Genomic DNA, 17,086 nt, shown 5'->3' on the forward strand with positions numbered 1-17,086 from the left:
CGTTGTGCGAGGCGCGGAAGGCGTGCGAGTCGTGCGCGGCACGGGAGGCGCGGGAGTCGTCCGAGGGGTCCGAGTTGTCCGGGCCGTCCGTCGTGTGAGGCGCGGGAGGCGTCCGAGCCGTGTGAGGCGTAGGAGTCGTCCGGGCCGTCCGTTGTGCGAGGCGCGGAAGGCGTGCGAGTCGTGCGCGGCACGGGAGGCGCGGGAGTCGTCCGAGGGGTCCGAGTTGTCCGGGCCGTCCGTCGTGCGAGGTGCGGGAGCCATGCGAGCCGTGTGAGGCGCAGGAGTCGTCCGGGCCGTCCGTCGCGCGAGGCGCGGGAGCCGTGTAAGGCGTGCAAGTCGTGCGAGGTGCGGGAGCCGTGTGAGGCGTCCCGGCCGGGAGAGGTGCGGGAGGCGTCCGGGCCGTGCGAGGCGTGGGAGTCGGGCGAGGCGCGAGAGGCACGGGAGGCGCGGGAGCCGTGTCGTCCGGGCTGTGTGAGGTGCGGGAGGCGTGTGAGGCGTCCGAGCCGTGCAAGGCGCGGGAGCTGTGAGCCGTGCAGGCGGCCTTGCCACCCTCACCGTCCGGTCCTCGGAGGGGTGCGGCGTGGGCTCGCCCCGGGCCGGAGTCGCCGTGAGGCTGGAGCCCGCCGGGCTGGTGTGGCCCACGGCCTGCGGCCCGGCCCACGGCCCGGCCCACGGCCCGGCCCACGGCCCACGGCTCGCGGCCTGTCCACGGCTCGCGGGTACACGGCCCCGGCGGCCCCCCGGCCTGCGGTCCGGGCCACGGCCCGCAGCGGCCCACGGCCCACGGCCGCGTTGGCCGCCGACCGCTGGGCGCCCCACCCACACCCCCGCCCCCCGCCCCCACCTCCCCCCCCCTCTCACGGGTCTCGGCGTACCGCCACCGTCGCCAGGGCCACCGCGACCGTCGTCCACACCGCGTTGACCGTCCAGGCTCCGGGGAGGCCGAGGTACGGGGGCGGCACGTCCGTGGACAGGTCGGACAGTCGCATCCACGCTGTCATGGGGAAGGCGTTGTCCACGTGGATCAGCCAGCCCTGGCGGGAATTGATCAGGGCGGGGGCCAGCAGCAGTAGTCCGACGGCGGCCACGATCGAGGAGGCCACGTGTCTCAGCAGCGTCGCCAGGCCCATGCCGACCAGGGCGGCCAAGGGCGCGAGCAGGGCCGAGGCCGTGACGACGCGGAGGGCGCCCGGGTGAGTGATCGGGACGCCGACGTCGTGCCAGGAGAGGATCCACTGGCTGCCGAAGAAGGACACCGTCGCGACGATGGCGCCCCAGACGGTGAACAGGGCGGCCGTGACGAGGAGTTTCGCCGCCATGAGCGTGCGTCTGGCCGGGACGGCGGCGAAGGTCGTCCGGATCATCCCCGTCCCGTATTCGGAGGCGACGAGGACGGCGCCGATCGCCGAGACCGCCAGGAAGCTGACCATCATGGCGCCCTGGGAGAAGGCGGCGTCGATCGACCAGTGGGGGAAGAACCCGGCGCGCACGCTCTCGCCGTAGTCGAACCACTTGACGTGGTCGGTCAGGGCGGCGCCGATGTTCATGACGACGACGAGGAGGCCGCTCAGGCCGATCGCCCAGGCGACGGAACGCAGTGAGCGGATCCTGATCCACTCGGAGGCGAGCAGGTCGGTGAAGCGGCCCTCGGTCACGGTGGTGCTCATCGGCGGTCTCCTGCGAGGTATTCGACGCTGGCGGCGGTGAGTTCCATGAACGCGGCCTCCAGCGAGGCGCCGTGCCCCGACAGCTCCCGCAGGGGCACGCTGTACTCGAAGGCGAGCTCGCCGACGCGTTCCAGGCCCATGCCCGTCACGGTCAGCGTCTCCTCGCCCGAGGGCGTGACGACGGCGCCCGCCGCGGCCAGGACGCCGGCCAGGCGGGCGGCTTCGGGCGTGCGCACGACGACGCGGCGGCCCGCGCTGCGCGCGGAGAAGGCGGTGAGGCTCTCGTCGGCGATGAGGCGCCCGCGGCCGATGACGACGAGGTGCTCGGCGGTGTTCTCCATCTCGCTCATGAGGTGGCTGGACACGAAGACCGTGCGTCCCTCGGCCGCGAGTCTCCCGAAGAGCCCCCGCACCCACAGGACGCCTTCGGGGTCGAGGCCGTTGAAGGGTTCGTCGAAGAGCAGGACCGGCGGGTCGCCGAGGAGGGCCGTGGCGATCCCGAGCCGCTGTTTCATCCCCAGCGAGAAACCACCGATCCGGCGTTTCCCGACGGAGGAGAGCCCGACCTCGTCGAGCACTTCGCCGACCCGTGACCGTGGGATGCGGTTGCCGCGGGCCAGCGCCCACAGGTGCCCGACGGCGCTGAGGCCGCCGTGCACGTCGGCCGCGTCGAGGAGCGCGCCGACGTGCCGCAGCCCGCGTGGGAGTGAGCCGAAGACCCTGCCCGCGACGGTCACGGTGCCGGAGCTGGGCGCGTGCAGGCCGAGGACCATGCGCAGCGTCGTGGACTTCCCGGCGCCGTTGGGCCCGAGGAAACCCGTGACGCGGCCCGGCCGGACCGTGCAGGTGAGGCCGTCGACGGCGGTCGTGCCGCCGTAGCGTTTGGTGAGTGCGTCGAGTTCGATCACATGTACCACGATCCGGTTTCGGGAGGCCTGACGCATCGGTCCAGGGTTTAGAACATTTCGGGCGAAAACTAGACCTGGGGATTAGGTCCGTGGGCCAATGCGGGTCCGAAGATCCCGGCTTAGCCTGGCGGCATGGCCCTCGCCCCTCGTCCTCCGCTGCTCAAACGCCTCTCGCCGACCGCGCGCGGCCTGCTGCTGTGGACCTGCATGGCCGTGCTCCCGTTCGCGCTGGCGTTCCTGATCCTGTCGCTGCGCCCGAATCCCGACCTGGCCGACCTGACGCTGCGGATCTTCGTGGTCGTGCTGCCCGCCGGGCTGCTGCGCCGCTGGCCGCTCGTGGGCACGGTCGCGATGATCGCGGCCTTCTACCTCTGCGGTCCGAGCGACAGCTGGGATCCGACCTTCGTGCAGGTCATCGCCATGCAGGCGGCCGTCGGGTACGTCGCGGCGACGCGCCGGCCGCTGATCTCGCTGACCGCCGCCGGGCTGACCTTCGTGGGCCAGCTCGGTGCCGCGTTCCTCAACTACCTGCCCAACCCGCAGGTCGCGCAGGCCCCGGCGACGCTCTTCGTCGGCGTCCTCATCGCGGTGACGGCGTGGATCATCGGGAACTCCGTGCGCATGCGCCGCGAGTACGGGTTGGCCCTGCGCGAACGGGCGGTGACCGAGGAGCGCCTGCGCATCGCCCGCGAGCTGCACGACATGATCTCCCACAGCATCGGCATCATCGCCATCCAGGCCGGCGTCGGCGGCCGTGTCATCGAGACGCAGCCCGCCGAGGCCCGCAACTCCCTCGCCACGATCGAGGCGACGAGCCGGGAAACCCTCGCCCAGCTGCGCCGGACCCTCGGTTCGCTGCGCCGCTCGGCGGCCGCGCCCGCCGAGTTCGATCCCGCGCCGGGCCTCGCCGACCTGGAGCGCCTCGTCGCCTCGACCGCCGCGGCCGGGGTGCGCGCCGAGCTGCACCGGATCGGGCCGGTGCGGCCGGTCCCGGCCGACATCGACCTCTCGGCGTACCGGATCATCCAGGAGGCGCTGACGAACGTCGTCCGCCACGCGGGCACCGACACCTGCCGGGTGACCGTGGAGTACCGGGAGGGGGAGCTGCTCATCGAGATCACCGACGACGGTCGCGGCACCACCGCCGTGAGCCCCGGCGCGGGCTTCGGCATCGCGGGCATGCGCGAGCGCGTGAGCATGCTGTTCGGCGAGTTCAGCGCGGGCCCGCGCCCGGAAGGCGGCTTCGGTGTGACCGCGCGGCTGCTTCTCCCGTCATGATCGGGGTCCTGCTCGTCGACGACCAGCCGCTCATCCGGGCCGGTCTGCGCGTGCTGATCGCCGACACCTTCGACATCGAGGTCCTCGGCGAGGCCGGGTCGGGCGAGGAGGCCGTGCGGCTGGTGCCCGAGCTGCGGCCCGACGTCGTGGTGATGGACATCCGCATGCCCGGAATGGACGGGATCCAGGCGACGGCCGCGCTCACCGCCGCCGCCGAGCCGGTGCGCGTGCTGGTCCTGACGACCTTCGACGACGACGAGTACGTCTACGCGGCCCTGCGTGCGGGCGCGAGCGGTTTCCTGGTCAAGGACATGGCCCTCGACGACATCCTCGGCGCGGTCCGGGTAGTCGCGGCGGGCGACGCGCTCATCGCGCCGGGCGTGACGCGACGGCTCATCGCCGAGTTCGCGGCCCGCCCGGCCGCGCGCCGGAAGACGCGCGGCCGGGCCGTGGACGGTCTGACCGAGCGGGAGCGGGAGGTGCTCACGCTGGTCGGGCGGGGGCTGACGAACGCCGAGATCGCCGCGAGCCTGTACATCAGCATGGGGACGGCGAAGGCGCATGTGGCCCGCCTGTTCGCGAAGCTGGGCGCGCGCGACCGGGTTCAACTGGTGATCGTCGCCTACGAGGCGGGGCTGGCCGGGGAGGAGTGAGCTTGCCGAAGGCGGGCCGGTCGGCGAGAGTTGGGGTGTGGCGGTCGACGACGGCACCGGCGTTCCCGACCCGCGGGCCTCGCGGGTCGTCCTCGTGGGGGTCCCCGTCTATGGGGCCTTCGAGCATCTGCCCGCGGTGACCGCGGGTGTGGAGGCCCTGCGCGCGGCCTTCACCGACCGGCGGATCTGGGGGATCGGCCGGTCACGTTGCACGGTGACCCCGGAGGGCGCGGGCACCGGGCAGATCCTGACCGCCATCCGGGCCGCCGCGGCCCTGGCCACCGATACTTTGTTCATCTACTTCTCCGGTCACGGTCTCGTCGACCTCCACGACGGCGAGCTCTACCTGGCTTTACGCGACTCGCTGCCCAACGAGCCGGAGAGCGCGCTGCGTTACGAGTACCTGCGGCGGGCGGTGCTCGGTTCCCGGGCGCGGAACAAGGTCGTCGTCATCGACTCCTGCTATTCGGGCCTGGCGCTCCTGGGCGGGATGGGCGGGGGCGAGGAGATCGCCGACCGGACGAGCATCGACGGGACCTTCCTGCTGACGTCGTCGGCGGAGACGCGGATCTCGTTGTCGCCCGACGGGGAACCGTTCACGGCCTTCACCGGTGAGCTGGTGCGGGCGCTGACCGAGGGGGTGCCCGGTGCGGGCCGTCTGCTGACGATGGGCGCGCTGTACCGGCATCTCCACGCGAGTCTCAGCGGCCGTTCCCGGCCGGTTCCGCAGCAGCGCAGCCGCAACGCCGGTGCCGACCTGGTCATCGCGCGCAATCTCGCGGCCGGGGCCGACGTATCGGTGCCGGAGGTGCCCGAGGCACCCGGGCCGCGTGAACCGCAGGCGAAGGTGCCGCAGCGGCTGGGGCGTTTCGGGATCGCCTTGACGGCCTACGGCCACCGTCGCGGTGAGTCGGTGGCGCTGTTGCGGGAGGCGGCCGAGGCGGGTGACGCGGTCGCCATGAACCACCTGGGCCTGCACCTCGCCGACTCCGGCGATCTCGGTGGCGCCGAGGCGATGTACCGGCGTGCCGTCGCCGGTGGGGTCCGGGAGGCCCTGTTCAATCTGGGGCACGTCCTCGAACTGCTCGGTCGCGGCGGGGAGGCGGAGACCTTCTACCGGCTGGCGATCGCGGCGGGCGTGGCCGGGGCCATGAACAACCTGGGGCTGCTGCTGAAGGAGCGCGGCGAGATCGGTGAGGCCGAGGCCTGGTACCGCTGTGCGATCCAGCTCGGCGTCACCGATCCGGTCGTCCGGCGCAACCTCGACACGCTGCTGCGTCAGCGCGGGGATTCCACCCGGATCGCGGCCGCCGGTGTCGACGAGGACCCGCGCCCCCGCCTGCGGTGAATGATCCACTCGGCGACGAGCATGTTCACCAGCAGCGACAGCCACGCGCCCGCGCTGGCGATGTCGTGGATCATCGCGGTCGTGTTCCCCTGGTAGACGCGGGAGTCCTCCAGTGCGAACACGATCGCGAACAGCGGCCCGCCCCACACCCGTGACGCCAGGATGACCAGGGTCAGCGCGTAGTTGCGGATCATCCAGCGGCGGTGGTCGGCGTACCTGCGCGCGAGCGTGGCGCGCAGCCCGGCGACGCCCGTCGCGAGCCACAGCGCGGTCAGCGTGAGCAGCGCGGCCTGGTTCGAGACGCCCTGTTCGGAGGCGATCGTGACGGGTACGGCGAGTACGCCCGCCGGGAAGATCCCCAGGTAGAAGTAGGCGCGGCCGGTCCAGCGGTGCACGCGCGGGTGGCGCGCCCGGAGAACGGGCCAGAACTGGAGCAGCCCGGCGACGGTGGCGACGGTCCCGAAGGCCATGTGCGCGACGAGCAGGGCGTAGCGCAGCCGGTCGCCGTGCATGTCGGCGCGGCTGGTGTCGATGTCGGGCGGGATGTAGGCCCAGAGCATGAAGGTCAGCAGCGCCAGCGTCGCCAGGGACAGCGCGAGCAGCCACCGGGGACGGCGGCGGCGAGGGGTGGTCATGCGGACTCCTCCGAGTTAGCGTCCTAGGGATACTATCCTTAGGATACTAACCCGGGCCGTTACGATGCACCACATGACCGGTACGAACGTCCCGCCGGACCTGCGCCGGCTCTGGCGCGTCCCGGCCGCCACCGGGCTCGGCCGACCCGCCGAGCTCGACGTCGACCGCGTCCTCGGCGCCGCCCTCGACCTCGCCGACCGCCACGGCCTCCCCGGCGTCACCCTCCCCAAGGTCGCCGAGGCCCTCGGCGTCACCAAGATGGCCCTCTACCGCTACGTCGGCTCCAAGGACGAACTGCTCGTCCTCCTCGCCGACCACGCCATGCCGCCCCCGCCCGAGCCCACCGACGGCCCGTGGCGACCGGCCCTGCACGCCTGGGCCGAGGGAAACCGCGAGGTCTACCGCCTCCACCCGTGGCTCGCCCGCGTCCCCGTCGCCGGCCCACCCGGCGGCCCCAATGCCATCGCCTGGCTCGACGCCGCCCTCCGCGCCCTGCGCGACACCGCCCTCGACTGGGCCGAGAAGGTCGGCGTCGTCCTCCTCCTCGGCGGCTGGGTGCGGCAGGCCTCGACCCTCGACCACGGCTTCGCGACCGGCCGCGGCGACCGCGCCCAGGCCGAGGTCGAACGCGCATACGGACGCGCGCTCGCCGAACTCGTCGAACCCGGGCGCTTCCCCGAGGCCGCGCGGCTGTTCGCCTCACCGGCCTTCGAGGAACCCGCCGCGGAGGACCCGGACTTCCGCTTCGGCCTCGACGTCCTCCTCGACGGCGTCGCCGCCCGCATCGCCGCGGCGGAGGCGCGCGGCTAGGGCTCCCCGTACATCCCCAGCCACTCGCCTTTCGGCTCCTTCGGCCGCGCCGGCGTGCCGTCGGTCTCGGTCCGCCGTCGCGCGACCAGCGCCGCCAGCGCCGTCGTGATCGGCACGGCCGCGATCAGCCCGATCGTGCCGACCGCGCTGCGCACCAGCTCCTGCGCGACGGCCTGCCCGGTCAGCACCTCCCCGAGCGGCCGGTCGGCCGCCGCGACCAGCAGCAGCACCGGCAGGGACGCGCCCGCGTAGGCGAGGATGATCGTGTTGATCACCGACGCGATGTGCGCCCGCCCGACCCGCGTCGCCGCCGTGTACAGCCTGCGCGGCCCGTAACCGGGGTTGGCGCGGGCGAGCTCGCCGACGGTCACCGACTGCGTGACGGTCACGTCGTCGAGGACGCCGAGGGTGCCGATGAGGATGCTCGCCAGCAGCAGCCCGCGCATGTCGAAGCCGTAGGTGAGGGACACGTGGTTGGAGCTCTCGTCGGCGATGCCCGTCAGGTGCGCGGCGCCGGTCGCCAGGGCGGCGAGCAGGCCGGTCAGGACGAGGCTGACGAGGGTCCCGGCGACGGCGATGGTCGTGGTCATCGACACCCCGTGGGTGAGGTAGAGGACGACGAGCATGATCGCCGCCGCGCCCGTGATCGCCACCGGCAGCGGGGGTTTCCCGTCGAGGATCGCCGGGACGACGAAGAGCAGCAGCACCCCGAAGGTCACCGCGAGCCCGGCGAGCGCCGAGAGTCCGCGCCAGCGCCCGAAGGCGATGACGGCCAGCGCGAAGGCCGCGCCGAGGATCCACAGCCGCGTGCCGCGCTGGTGGTCACTGATCAGGTAGGTCGCGTCGTCGGGGAGGTGGCGCAGGACCAGGGCGTCGCCGACGTCGACCGTCGGGGCCCCGGCACCGGCGGGCAGCGCGGCCTCGACCTCTGTGCCCGTGCCGGGGCCTTCGGTGATCGCGATGGTCGCGGTACCGCAGCCACTCGGCCCGGGCCGGGCGCCGGGCGGTGCGTCGTCGGGCGTCTCCGGGCAGGGATCGGTGTCGACGGCGACGACCTCGCCGTAGGCCCACGCCACGTCGGCGGGCCGTTCGGTCTCGGGCCGTTCGCCCGGCCAGAGCCAGATCATCGCCGCGACGGTGGCCGCCGCGGCGAGCCCGAGGACGACGGCGGCGGCCCGCACGGTCCGTCGCGAGACCGGCGGCCCTTGGCCATGGTCGTGTCCGGCGCCCATCGCTTCCCCTCCCACGGTTGGCCGACCAGTCTGACCGGCCTCGCGGAGGCGCCCGCTACCGCAGGTAGGAGAACGTCGCCATCATCCCCGCCTCGCCGTGGTACAGGTTGTGGCAGTGGATCATCCACTGCCCGGGATTGACCGCGTCGACGTCGAGCGCGAATTCCTGTCCCGGCAGCACCAGCAGCGTGTCCTTGCGCAGCGGCCCGGCCTTCCCCGCGATCTGGAAGGTGTGCCCGTGCAGGTGCATCGGGTGGAACATGGTGGTGGCGTTCTTGACGACGAGCCGCGCCCGCTGTCCTTCGTGGACGGTCAGCGGGGGGACGTCGGGATGCTGTGCGCCGTTGATGGTCCAGCGGTAGGACGCCATGTCCCCGCCGAGCAGCACCTCGTGGGTCACGTCGGGCTCGCGTTCGGCGAGCCGATGCGAAGCCGGGGTCGTCAACTCGTCCACTGTGGTCGGACGGCCGATCAGCTCGGGCAGCCCCGCGGTCACGTCGGCCCTGCCCGGTGCCGTGCGCAGGATCGCCGCCGCGCGCTTCTCCTTGCCCTCGGCGACCGCGACGATCGGGAAGGCACCCTTCCCGGCCGTCAGTACGACGTCGTAGCGCTCGCCCATGCCGATGAGCAGCGCGTCGGTCGTGACGGGCTCGACGGGGTAGCCGTCGGTGGCCACGACGGTGAACTCGTGCCCGGCGACGGCGAAGCGGAAGGCGGTGTCGGCACCGGCGTTGATCAGGCGGAGCAGCACCTGCTGGCCGGGTTTCGCGTTGACGGTGAAGGGATCGGCGGTCGTGCGGCCGTTGATGACGAAGAGCGGGTGGTCGACGTCGCCGGCGTCGCCGCCGAGCAGGTCGCTTCCGAACATCGTCATGCCCTCGTGGCCGGCCATGTCCATGCCCTCTTTGAGGGTGGCCAGCTGGGTGTCGGGGTCGCGGCCGTCGATGTCGTCAAGCCAGTCGTCGAGGACCAGGACCGCCTCGACGTCGTGGTCGCCGGGATTCGCCGGATCCTCGACGATCAGCGGCGCGTACAGGCCGCGGTCGAGCTGCGCGCCGACGTGCGGGTGGAACCAGTGTGTTCCGGCGTCGGGAACGGTGAACTCGTAGTGGAACTCGCCGCCTGGCGGGACGGCGTCCTGGTTGAGGTGCGGCACCCCGTCCATGTCGTTGCGCAGGGCGAGGCCGTGCCAGTGGACGGTCGTCTCGGCGGGCAACTCGTTGACCAGCCGGACCTTCAGCACGTCCCCGGCCTTGACCCGGATCTCCGCGCCCGGCACGGTTCCGCCGTAGGACCAGGTGCGCACCTTCGTACCGCCGAGATCCACCGTGGACTCCCGCGCGACGAGTTCGACCTCGACGACCCGCGCCGACGGCGCCCGCCGCGCGGTCTCGGCGGCGGCGACGGCCGGGTCGGCCGGACCGACCGCCTCGCCTGCCGGGTCGGCCGGATCGGTTCCGCAGCCGGTGATCGCGGCTCCGGTGACGGTCAGGCCCGCTGCCAGGACTCCGCGCCGCTTCCAGCCGTTCATGGTCGCTCCTCGGTCGCTCGGTGACGTTCCGGCGACCGTAACAGATACCCCCTAAGGGTATCCAGGAAGTGTGACCTGAACCCCTAGGGGGTACCTGAACGGCTAGAAGCCGGGGATGCGTGCGGCGCCGTAGTAGTCGCTGGCCGCGCCGTCGAGGGTCTCGATGGCGACGTTGTTGTAGTTGATCGCGGCCTGCACGACGTAGCCGTCGCCGATGTACATCGCGACGTGGCTCAAGTCGTTGTAGAACACCAGGTCCCCGGGCTGAAGCTGGTCGCGCGGGATGTGCGGGAGCATGTTCCACTGCGCCTCGGCGTTGTGCGGCAGGTCGAGGCCGACCTGGCTCCACGCCCGTAGGGTCAGGCCGGAGCAGTCGAAGCCGTCGGGGCCCGAGGAGGCCCAGATGTAGGGCAGTCCGACCTGCTTGAGGGCGAAGTTGACAACCTTGCCCCGGTCGCCGGGGATGTAGGGCGGGACGAAGTCGTCGGGGTCGATGCCCCGGGAGTCGCGGTAGGCCTTCTCGCGCTGTTCCTGGAGGCGTTCGAGGTCGGTCTCGATCGTCTCCTTCTTCTCCCGCAGCTCCTCCTCGCGGCCCGACTGGTCGGCGTAGAGCGAGTCGAGGACCGACTTGCGCTCGTCCAGTTCGGCCTTGGCGGCGTTGAGCTCGTCGATGGCCGTGCTGTCGTCGACGGTCACCTGATCCAGCAGGGTGATCCGCTCGGCGAGATTGTCGGGTGTGCCGGTCGTCAAGACGGCCGTCATGCCCGACAGCGAGCCGCCCATGTACACATTGGACGCGATCTCGGCGACCCGCTCGTAGAGGACGGAGAGCTTCTCCTCGAAGGGCTTGAGCTCCTTCTCCAGCTTCGCGACCTGCTTCTTGGTGTCCTTGAACTCCTTGCTGATCTTGTTGTAGTCCTCGATCACCGCTTCGAGATCGTGGTACTCCCGCTCGATCTGCTCCTCGGCGTCCTCGACCGGGTCGGCCCGCACGGCCGTGGCCGGCAGCAGGACCGCGAGGACGGCGAGAACCGCGATACCCGCCCGCAGGAGCCGTCCGTGCCCAACGCTCGTCATCCGCATCGCCTTCGTGTCAGGGGAACCGTGCGCGCTCGACGGTACTACTAAGCTACGAAGGAGGATAGTAGATGGGTCGGATCACTCCCCGGTGACGCCGTCGATCAGCTCGCGGGCGACGTCGAGCTGGCCGACGTGACGGGCGTACTCCTGAAGCAGGTGGAACAGGATCCGGCCGAGCGTGGGGGCCTGCGCCTCGGTGGCGAAACGCCCGCCGACGCGGGCCCGCTCGCCGACCGGTGAACCGGCCGCGAGCGCCCGGGAGGCGGCGACCTCCACGCGGTACGCGGCGAGGATCTCGGCCGTCGGCCGGTCGGCGGGGATTCCCCACTCCCCATCGTCGCCGTCCGGCGGGTAGGCGAGCACGTCTTCGGCGGCGAAACCCCAGCGCATCCACCGGCGCTCGACCCAGCCGAGGTGCTGGACCAGCCCGAGCGGGGACCAGCCCAGGGGTGCGACGGGCGTGCGCAGACCCTCGTCGGACAGGCCGGAAAGCTTGCGGGACAGCGCTTCTCGGTACCAGTCGAGGTAGCCGAGAAGAAGCTCACCCGGATCGGCGACCTCGACGCCGGGCCCGTCGAGCGGTGCCGGCGACGTCATGCCACCACCAGCTCGGCCAGCAGGACCCGTGTCGTCCAGGCCGCCCACCTCTCGCCCGGCCAGCCGCGTTCGCCGGTGAAGACCAGGTACAGCTCCGGTCCGAGCACCCCGTACAGCACGTCGGCGGCCTCTTCGGCCGTCAGTCCCGGCCGTGCGCCGGGCTTGGCGACCAGCGCCTCGGCGGCCGCGAGCTGGACCGTGTAGCGCGGATCGACGCCCTGCGGCCAGGCCGCCGAGATCTCCGGATCGGTCGCGGCGGCGGCGTTGAGCACCTTCGTGATCGCCGCGACCCGCGCCAGGATCGTGGCCGTCGCCGCGACGTGCAGGCCGATCTGTTCGGCGGCGCTCGGCGCGGCCAGGGCCTCGCGGAACCAGGCCCGGTCCATCGTCGCGACGGGCTCGTCGTCGCCGGCGATCGCGACGTCGACGACCTCCTTCAGCAGCGCGCGCTTCGTCCCGAAGGTGAAGTAGATCGTCTGCACGGCGACGCCTGCCCGGTCGGCCACGTCCTGCAGGGCCGTGGCGCCGTATCCGTGCTCCACGAACAGGTCCCGCGCCGCCGCGAGCATCCTCCGCCGCGTCTCGCGGGCCTTGACCGCGCGTTTTCCCTCGCCCTTGCCGATCGTCATGGTCGTAGTCTATAACTAGAGTCCATCACTAGTGACTAACTCTAGTAAAGGAGATTCGGGATGCCGATCCTGACCATCACCCGCGTGACCGCCCGCCCCGGCGACGCCGACGAGCTCGTCACCCGCCACGACGCCCTCGTCCGAGCCACCGGGCCCGGACTCGCCGACGCGCGCATCGGCCGCCTCGACGAGACGACCTGGATCGCCGTCTGGCGCTGGGACTCGGCGGCCGACCTGGCCGCCGCGCGGCAGAACGCCGGACCCGAGGCCGCCGCGGCCTTCGCGCTGACGACCGTGCGGTCGGCCGAGGAGATCGAGCTGCACGAGGCGAAGTGACCCCGACGCCCCGGGCCGCACGGCCCGGGGCTCCATCCACAAAGGACGTGCACCGTGAACACCCCCGCCATCGAGATCACCGGACTCACCAAGACCTACCGCCCGGGCGGCGAGCCCGCCGTCGACGACCTGTCCCTCACCGTCGAACCCGGCACGGTCATCGGCTTCCTGGGACCCAATGGGGCCGGGAAGACCACCACCATCAAGATCGCCGCCGGACTGCTCAGCGCCACCGCAGGCACCGTCCGCCTCAACGGGCACGACGTCGCCGCCCGCAGATCGGCCGCGATGGCCCAGTTCGGGGCCGTCCTGGAAGGCTCCCGCAACGTCTACTGGACCCTCACCGCCTGGCAGAACCTCATCTACTTCGGGCGCCTCAAAGGGATGACCCGCGCGGCGGCCCGCTCCCGCGCCACCGCCCTGCTCACCGAGCTCGACCTGTGGGAACGCCGCGACGACACCGTCGGCGGCTTCTCACGAGGCATGCAGCAGAAGGTCGCCATCGCCGCCGCCCTCATCGCCGACCCCGCGATCGTCCTGCTCGACGAACCGACCCTCGGGCTCGACGTGGCCGCGACCAGGACCGTGAAGAACTGGATCGCCGAACTGTCAAACGATCGCGGCAAGACCGTCCTGCTCACCACGCACCAGCTCGACGTCGTCGAGGAGCTGTGCGACCGCGTCGCCGTCATCCGCGCCGGCCGGATCGCCACCGACCTGCCGACCGGGGAACTGCTGGCCGGGTTCCGCCTGCGCGACACCTACGAGGTCCACGTCGAAGGCCACCCCGACCTGCCCGTGCTCCCCGCCGGATTCACCGCCACCGCCGAGGCCGACACCACCGCGATCACCGGCCGCGTCGCCGATCCGCGCGAGGTCTACGACCTCATCGACCTGCTGCGGGCCAGGGGGCTCGTGCTCCGCTCGCTGACCCAGTCGCAGCCCGGCATCGAGGACGTGTTCCTCACGCTCGTGGGAGACGCCCGCCATGGCTGACACCCGCACGCTCGCCGTCATGGGCGCCGAAGTCCACAAAGGACTCCGGAGCCAGCTCGCGCATCCCCTCGGCCACGTCATCAGCCTCGCCGTCGGCATGTCGATGTACCTCGGGCTGCAATTCGTGATGGGCCAGGGAAGACTGCGCGAAGACCTCCTGCCGCCCACCCTCATCGCCATCGGCGCCTACTGGTTCCTCCAGTACTCCGCCATGGTCATGGTCGCCGACCTCGTCGAGGAGAAACGCGGCGGAACCTTCGCCCAGTCGCAGATGTCCGTCGCGCCCCCGTGGGCGCTCATGCTCGCGCGACTGGCGACCGCGTCCCTGTTCGGTCTCGTCGTGGCCGTCGCCGCCTCCGCCGTCCCCGCCGCCGTCGCGGGAATTCGCATCCCCTGGAACGCCGGCGCGGTCATCCCCCTGGCACTGCTGCTCCTCGACATCCTCGCCTTCATCTACCTACTGGCCGCGATCGCGGTGCGCTCGCCGATGGTCGGCGCGCTCCAGTCCCTCTTCACCGCACTGATCCTGCTGCTCAACGGCGCCTTCCTCCCGCTGTCCCTCTACCCCGGCTGGCTCGCCGGGATCGCCCGGCTGCTGCCGACGACGCTGGGGATCGAGGCCGTCGGCAAGGCCCTCTTCGACGGACTCACCCTCGCCGAACTGTGGACCTCGGGCGCCCTCCCGTGGCTCACCGCGCACACCGCCGTCCTCGCCGTCGGGGCCGCGCTCCTGTTCCGCCGCAACCACCGCGTGGCCGTCCGCGACGGCCACCTCGGCCAGTACTAGGAGGCGTGATGACGACGACGCACTACGCCGGTGCCTTCGGCAACGAGATCGGCAAAGGACTCCGGCAGCTGCTGTCCGGAGGTCGCGAGCTCGCGATCCAGATGCTCACCTTCCCGGTCTTCTACCTGCTGGTGGTCCTGTTCATGGGCCGCGGCAGGCTCCTGCCGGAACTGCTGCTGCCGACCCTGCTCGGCATGGTGGCCCTGACCTTCATCCACGAGCAGGTCAACCGCGTGTTCTGGAGCTACCAGGGCGACATCCAGTCCGGCGTGCTCGAACAGACCTACCTGACCCCGCTGCCCTCCGTCGTGGTCGTGCTCGGACGGCAGGTCGCGGCGGCCGTCTCGGCCCTCCCGACCGCCGCGGCCGTGCTGGCCGCCGGCTACCTCGCCGTCACCGTGAACGACGGCGGATTCCCCGTCACCGCGGGCGTTCTCGTGCCGCTCGCGGCGATCGCCGTCGGCACCGCCGGGCTGTCGCTGGTCATCTGCGGACTGACGCTCGTCTACCAGCGGATCGAGATCATCCCGCAGGTCTCGGTCGCCGTCTACGCCGTCGCGGGAGGCACCCTCGTGCCTCTGACGGCGATGCCGGACTGGACCGCGACCGCCGCCAGGCTCCTCGTCCCCATCGCGCCCGGCGTCGAGGCCATGCGCGACATGGTCATCGGGGGCGACCCGCTGACGGCGCTCGGTTCGGGCTGGGGCCTCGGATGGCTGCTGCTGCAACCGATCTTGATACTGGTCATCGGCGTCGTGCTCTTCGCGAGGCTCGAACGCGTCGCCAAGAAGCGCGGAACCCTGGGAAGGTACTGATGACGACCAACGACTCCTACCCCCTGCGAGCCCTCGGCCGCGTCGACGGCGGCCGGACCGAGTGGGTCGAGGACGACTGGGCCGACGTGGAAGCCGCCATCCGGCTCGACGCGACCATGTTCGAACCCGACACCACCACCGGCCTGGAACACTTCTCCCACCTGGAGGTCGTGTTCCTCTTCGACCGCGTCGACCCCGACAAGATCAACCTCAGGCCCCGCCCGGCCCGGGGGAACCCGGAATGGCCCCCGGTGGGGGTCTTCGCCCACCGGGAACCCTTCCGCCCCAACAGACTCGGCGTCTCACGCTGCCGTCTGCTCGCCGTCGACGGCCTCACCCTGCGGGTCGCCGGGCTCGACGCCCTCGACGGCACTCCCGTGCTGGACGTGAAGCCCTACCTCGCCGAGTTCGGCGCGCGCGGAACGGTGACGCAGCCCGGATGGGTCGACGACCTCATGGCCGAGTACTACTGACCTTCCAGCAGCAGCCGGGCGGCGAGTTCGGCTCCGTCCCCGCGGACCTCACGAGCGACCTCACCCGCCCGCGCCCCGACTCCCGGTTCGAGGACCGTGTGAAGCGCGGCGGTGAGGGACTCGGCGGTCGGGGCCGGTCCGTCATGCAGCACACCGGTCCCCAACGCGGTGACGCGCGCGCCCCAGTAGGGCTGGTCGGCCACCTGCGGGACGATTACCTGCGGGGTTCCCGCACGTGCCACCGTCGTCGTGGTCCCCGCACCGCCGTGGTGGACGACGGCGGCCACGCGCGGGAACAGGGCCTGCTGGTTCACCTCGCCGACGGCGAAGCTGTCGCCGCCGTCGTCGACCGGCACCAGTTCCGCCCAACCGCCCGACAGCACGACACGGCGTCCCACGGCCCGCGCCGACTCGACCGCGACGCGGGCGGGCTCGGTCGCCGCCCGCATCGGCATGCTGCCGAACCCGACGTAGACCGGCGGCTCGCCGGAATCCAGGAACGCCAGGAGATCGGCGGGCAGCGCCCGCTCGTCCGGCCGGATCCAGGCGCCGGTCTGCACCACCGCGAGCTCCGAGGGCAGCGGCCAGGGGCCGAGCACGGGATCCGCCGCCAGCCAGGGACTCGGACCGAAGACGTGGTCGCGGACGTTGTCGACGGCGGGCAGCCCCACCGACTCCCGGTGCGCGTTGATCGGGGCGCCGAGCATGCCGTGCAGGTACTCCGCGAGAAGCCGCCACAGGACGCGATTGTCGCGCTCGCCCTCGGGGAAGACGAGCCCCGGCCACCCGATCGGCGGGTTGTGCGGGGTCGGGAGGTAGCAGGGGGAGAACGTCGTCGACACGAACGGGACGCCGAGCTTCTCGGCCCCGGCCTGCGCCCCCGCCGCCGCGGGCAGGGAACCGGTGCCGAGCACCAGGTCGAGGTCTCCGGCCGAGACGACGGCCTCGTAGGCCATGGCCACCAGCCGGGGCGCCAGTTCGGGCAGACCCTTCGGTGCGTCGGGCAGTGACCCGGTCGCCAGCGCCTGGATCGGCCATCCGACGGGCACGTGCGGGACGGAGGCTTCGCCGAGGAGCCCGGCGAAGTCGGGTGGTGCGGCGAGAGATACCGACGCGCCATGAGCCTGAAGGCGAAGGGCGAGCGCGACGAGCGGCTCGACGTCGCCGCGAGATCCGTATGTGGAGAGCAGGATGCGCATGCGTGGTCCCCCTAGGCGCGAGTGCGAAAGTGCCCGACCGGCGATTTTGCCGTACCGCGAAGGCCGGGGCAGGGGGGCGGTGTGCATGTCGCGAGAGGGCGTGGTAGATAG

18 protein-coding genes are annotated in these 17,086 nt (G+C 72.0%); 9 read left to right on the forward strand and 9 right to left on the reverse strand.

Annotated elements, in window-relative coordinates; translation table 11 throughout:
- Positions 1–857: 857 nt before the first annotated feature.
- Together HNR73_RS19340 and HNR73_RS19345 are read right to left on the reverse strand one after the other, a co-directional pair.
- The gene (locus tag HNR73_RS19340) at positions 858–1,667 is read right to left on the reverse strand and encodes an ABC transporter permease (RefSeq protein WP_184788926.1); all 810 of its coding nucleotides are present in this window, start codon (positions 1,665–1,667) and stop codon (positions 858–860) included.
- Positions 1,664–2,575 (reverse strand): ATP-binding cassette domain-containing protein, encoded by a 912-nt coding sequence (locus HNR73_RS19345; RefSeq protein ID WP_184788927.1) that lies wholly within the window; start codon positions 2,573–2,575, stop codon positions 1,664–1,666. Before HNR73_RS19345 ends, HNR73_RS19340 begins: the two co-directional genes overlap by 4 nt.
- A gap of 132 nt (positions 2,576–2,707) precedes the next feature.
- On the opposite strand from HNR73_RS19345, the gene HNR73_RS19350 reads away from it, so the two are divergent.
- Genes HNR73_RS19350 through HNR73_RS19360 form a run of 3 tightly spaced genes read left to right on the forward strand, consistent with a single transcriptional unit; the run spans position 2,708 to position 5,854 of the window.
- Entirely contained in the window at positions 2,708–3,853 is a 1,146-nt protein-coding gene (locus tag HNR73_RS19350; RefSeq protein WP_184788928.1) for a sensor histidine kinase, read from the forward strand.
- Entirely contained in the window at positions 3,850–4,506 is a 657-nt protein-coding gene (locus HNR73_RS19355) for a response regulator (RefSeq protein ID WP_184788929.1), read from the forward strand. Before HNR73_RS19350 ends, HNR73_RS19355 begins: the two co-directional genes overlap by 4 nt.
- Before the next feature lie 37 nt (positions 4,507–4,543).
- On the forward strand, positions 4,544–5,854 hold the full coding sequence (locus tag HNR73_RS19360) for a caspase, EACC1-associated type (protein WP_184788930.1): 1,311 nt from the start codon (positions 4,544–4,546) through the stop codon (positions 5,852–5,854).
- Here the strand turns inward: HNR73_RS19360 and HNR73_RS19365 are convergent.
- Positions 5,785–6,489 carry a DUF2306 domain-containing protein gene (locus HNR73_RS19365; protein ID WP_184788931.1) on the reverse strand — a complete coding sequence of 235 codons (705 nt, stop codon included), beginning with the start codon at positions 6,487–6,489 and terminating at the stop codon, positions 5,785–5,787. The genes HNR73_RS19360 and HNR73_RS19365 overlap by 70 nt on opposite strands.
- A gap of 73 nt (positions 6,490–6,562) precedes the next feature.
- Between HNR73_RS19365 and HNR73_RS19370 the strand changes: the two genes are divergently transcribed.
- The gene (locus HNR73_RS19370) at positions 6,563–7,300 is read left to right on the forward strand and encodes a TetR/AcrR family transcriptional regulator (protein WP_184788932.1); all 738 of its coding nucleotides are present in this window, start codon (positions 6,563–6,565) and stop codon (positions 7,298–7,300) included.
- Here HNR73_RS19370 and HNR73_RS19375 read toward each other — a convergent pair.
- The 5 genes from HNR73_RS19375 to HNR73_RS19395 form a co-directional block, all read right to left on the reverse strand.
- Positions 7,297–8,532 (reverse strand): YibE/F family protein, encoded by a 1,236-nt coding sequence (locus HNR73_RS19375; protein ID WP_184788933.1) that lies wholly within the window; start codon positions 8,530–8,532, stop codon positions 7,297–7,299. The two genes, HNR73_RS19370 and HNR73_RS19375, sit on opposite strands and share 4 nt — an antisense overlap.
- A gap of 55 nt (positions 8,533–8,587) precedes the next feature.
- Entirely contained in the window at positions 8,588–10,063 is a 1,476-nt protein-coding gene (locus HNR73_RS19380) for a multicopper oxidase family protein (RefSeq protein ID WP_184788934.1), read from the reverse strand.
- A 102-nt stretch (positions 10,064–10,165) separates the two neighbouring features.
- Positions 10,166–11,140, reverse strand: a complete 975-nt coding sequence (locus HNR73_RS19385) for a C40 family peptidase (RefSeq protein WP_184788935.1) — start codon at positions 11,138–11,140, stop codon at positions 10,166–10,168.
- 81 nt (positions 11,141–11,221) lie between these two features.
- A complete protein-coding gene (locus HNR73_RS19390; RefSeq protein ID WP_184788936.1) occupies positions 11,222–11,740 on the reverse strand; it encodes a DinB family protein in 519 nt (172 codons plus the stop codon).
- Positions 11,737–12,369: a TetR/AcrR family transcriptional regulator gene (locus HNR73_RS19395; protein ID WP_184788937.1), complete on the reverse strand. Its 633-nt coding sequence runs from the start codon at positions 12,367–12,369 to the stop codon at positions 11,737–11,739. The genes HNR73_RS19390 and HNR73_RS19395 overlap by 4 nt, the downstream gene beginning before the upstream one ends.
- Positions 12,370–12,429: 60 nt before the next feature.
- On the opposite strand from HNR73_RS19395, the gene HNR73_RS19400 reads away from it, so the two are divergent.
- From HNR73_RS19400 to HNR73_RS19420, 5 genes are read left to right on the forward strand one after another with little or no spacing between them, the layout of a single operon-like run.
- Complete coding sequence (locus HNR73_RS19400) at positions 12,430–12,705, forward strand: antibiotic biosynthesis monooxygenase (protein WP_184788938.1); 276 nt, start codon at positions 12,430–12,432, stop codon at positions 12,703–12,705.
- A gap of 54 nt (positions 12,706–12,759) precedes the next feature.
- On the forward strand, positions 12,760–13,701 hold the full coding sequence (locus HNR73_RS19405) for an ABC transporter ATP-binding protein (RefSeq protein ID WP_184788939.1): 942 nt from the start codon (positions 12,760–12,762) through the stop codon (positions 13,699–13,701).
- Positions 13,694–14,488, forward strand: a complete 795-nt coding sequence (locus HNR73_RS19410; RefSeq protein ID WP_184788940.1) for an ABC transporter permease — start codon at positions 13,694–13,696, stop codon at positions 14,486–14,488. Before HNR73_RS19405 ends, HNR73_RS19410 begins: the two co-directional genes overlap by 8 nt.
- Positions 14,489–14,496: 8 nt before the next feature.
- A complete protein-coding gene (locus HNR73_RS19415; RefSeq protein WP_184788941.1) occupies positions 14,497–15,303 on the forward strand; it encodes an ABC transporter permease in 807 nt (268 codons plus the stop codon).
- A complete protein-coding gene (locus HNR73_RS19420; protein WP_184788942.1) occupies positions 15,303–15,776 on the forward strand; it encodes an SAM-dependent methyltransferase in 474 nt (157 codons plus the stop codon). The genes HNR73_RS19415 and HNR73_RS19420 overlap by 1 nt, the downstream gene beginning before the upstream one ends.
- Here HNR73_RS19420 and HNR73_RS19425 read toward each other — a convergent pair.
- Positions 15,770–16,975 (reverse strand): glycosyltransferase, encoded by a 1,206-nt coding sequence (locus HNR73_RS19425; RefSeq protein ID WP_184788943.1) that lies wholly within the window; start codon positions 16,973–16,975, stop codon positions 15,770–15,772. The two genes, HNR73_RS19420 and HNR73_RS19425, sit on opposite strands and share 7 nt — an antisense overlap.
- Positions 16,976–17,086: the final 111 nt, after the last annotated feature.

It is taken from the genome of Phytomonospora endophytica, assembly GCF_014202425.1.
GTDB classification, from domain to species: domain Bacteria; phylum Actinomycetota; class Actinomycetes; order Mycobacteriales; family Micromonosporaceae; genus Phytomonospora; species Phytomonospora endophytica.

What these genes read in the sequence shown, in the direction of transcription:
- HNR73_RS19340 (WP_184788926.1), bottom strand. Translation starts at nt 1,667, where the DNA reads ATGAGCACCACCGTGACCGAGGGCCGCTTCACCGACCTGCTCGCCTCC.
- HNR73_RS19350 (WP_184788928.1), top strand. Translation starts at nt 2,708, where the DNA reads ATGGCCCTCGCCCCTCGTCCTCCGCTGCTCAAACGCCTCTCGCCGACC.
- HNR73_RS19355 (WP_184788929.1), top strand. Translation starts at nt 3,850, where the DNA reads ATGATCGGGGTCCTGCTCGTCGACGACCAGCCGCTCATCCGGGCCGGT.
- HNR73_RS19365 (WP_184788931.1), bottom strand. Translation starts at nt 6,489, where the DNA reads ATGACCACCCCTCGCCGCCGCCGTCCCCGGTGGCTGCTCGCGCTGTCC.
- HNR73_RS19370 (WP_184788932.1), top strand. Translation starts at nt 6,563, where the DNA reads ATGACCGGTACGAACGTCCCGCCGGACCTGCGCCGGCTCTGGCGCGTC.
- HNR73_RS19375 (WP_184788933.1), bottom strand. Translation starts at nt 8,532, where the DNA reads ATGGGCGCCGGACACGACCATGGCCAAGGGCCGCCGGTCTCGCGACGG.
- HNR73_RS19380 (WP_184788934.1), bottom strand. Translation starts at nt 10,063, where the DNA reads ATGAACGGCTGGAAGCGGCGCGGAGTCCTGGCAGCGGGCCTGACCGTC.
- HNR73_RS19385 (WP_184788935.1), bottom strand. Translation starts at nt 11,140, where the DNA reads ATGACGAGCGTTGGGCACGGACGGCTCCTGCGGGCGGGTATCGCGGTT.
- HNR73_RS19390 (WP_184788936.1), bottom strand. Translation starts at nt 11,740, where the DNA reads ATGACGTCGCCGGCACCGCTCGACGGGCCCGGCGTCGAGGTCGCCGAT.
- HNR73_RS19395 (WP_184788937.1), bottom strand. Translation starts at nt 12,369, where the DNA reads ATGACGATCGGCAAGGGCGAGGGAAAACGCGCGGTCAAGGCCCGCGAG.
- HNR73_RS19400 (WP_184788938.1), top strand. Translation starts at nt 12,430, where the DNA reads ATGCCGATCCTGACCATCACCCGCGTGACCGCCCGCCCCGGCGACGCC.
- HNR73_RS19410 (WP_184788940.1), top strand. Translation starts at nt 13,694, where the DNA reads ATGGCTGACACCCGCACGCTCGCCGTCATGGGCGCCGAAGTCCACAAA.
- HNR73_RS19415 (WP_184788941.1), top strand. Translation starts at nt 14,497, where the DNA reads ATGACGACGACGCACTACGCCGGTGCCTTCGGCAACGAGATCGGCAAA.
- HNR73_RS19420 (WP_184788942.1), top strand. Translation starts at nt 15,303, where the DNA reads ATGACGACCAACGACTCCTACCCCCTGCGAGCCCTCGGCCGCGTCGAC.
- HNR73_RS19425 (WP_184788943.1), bottom strand. Translation starts at nt 16,975, where the DNA reads ATGCGCATCCTGCTCTCCACATACGGATCTCGCGGCGACGTCGAGCCG.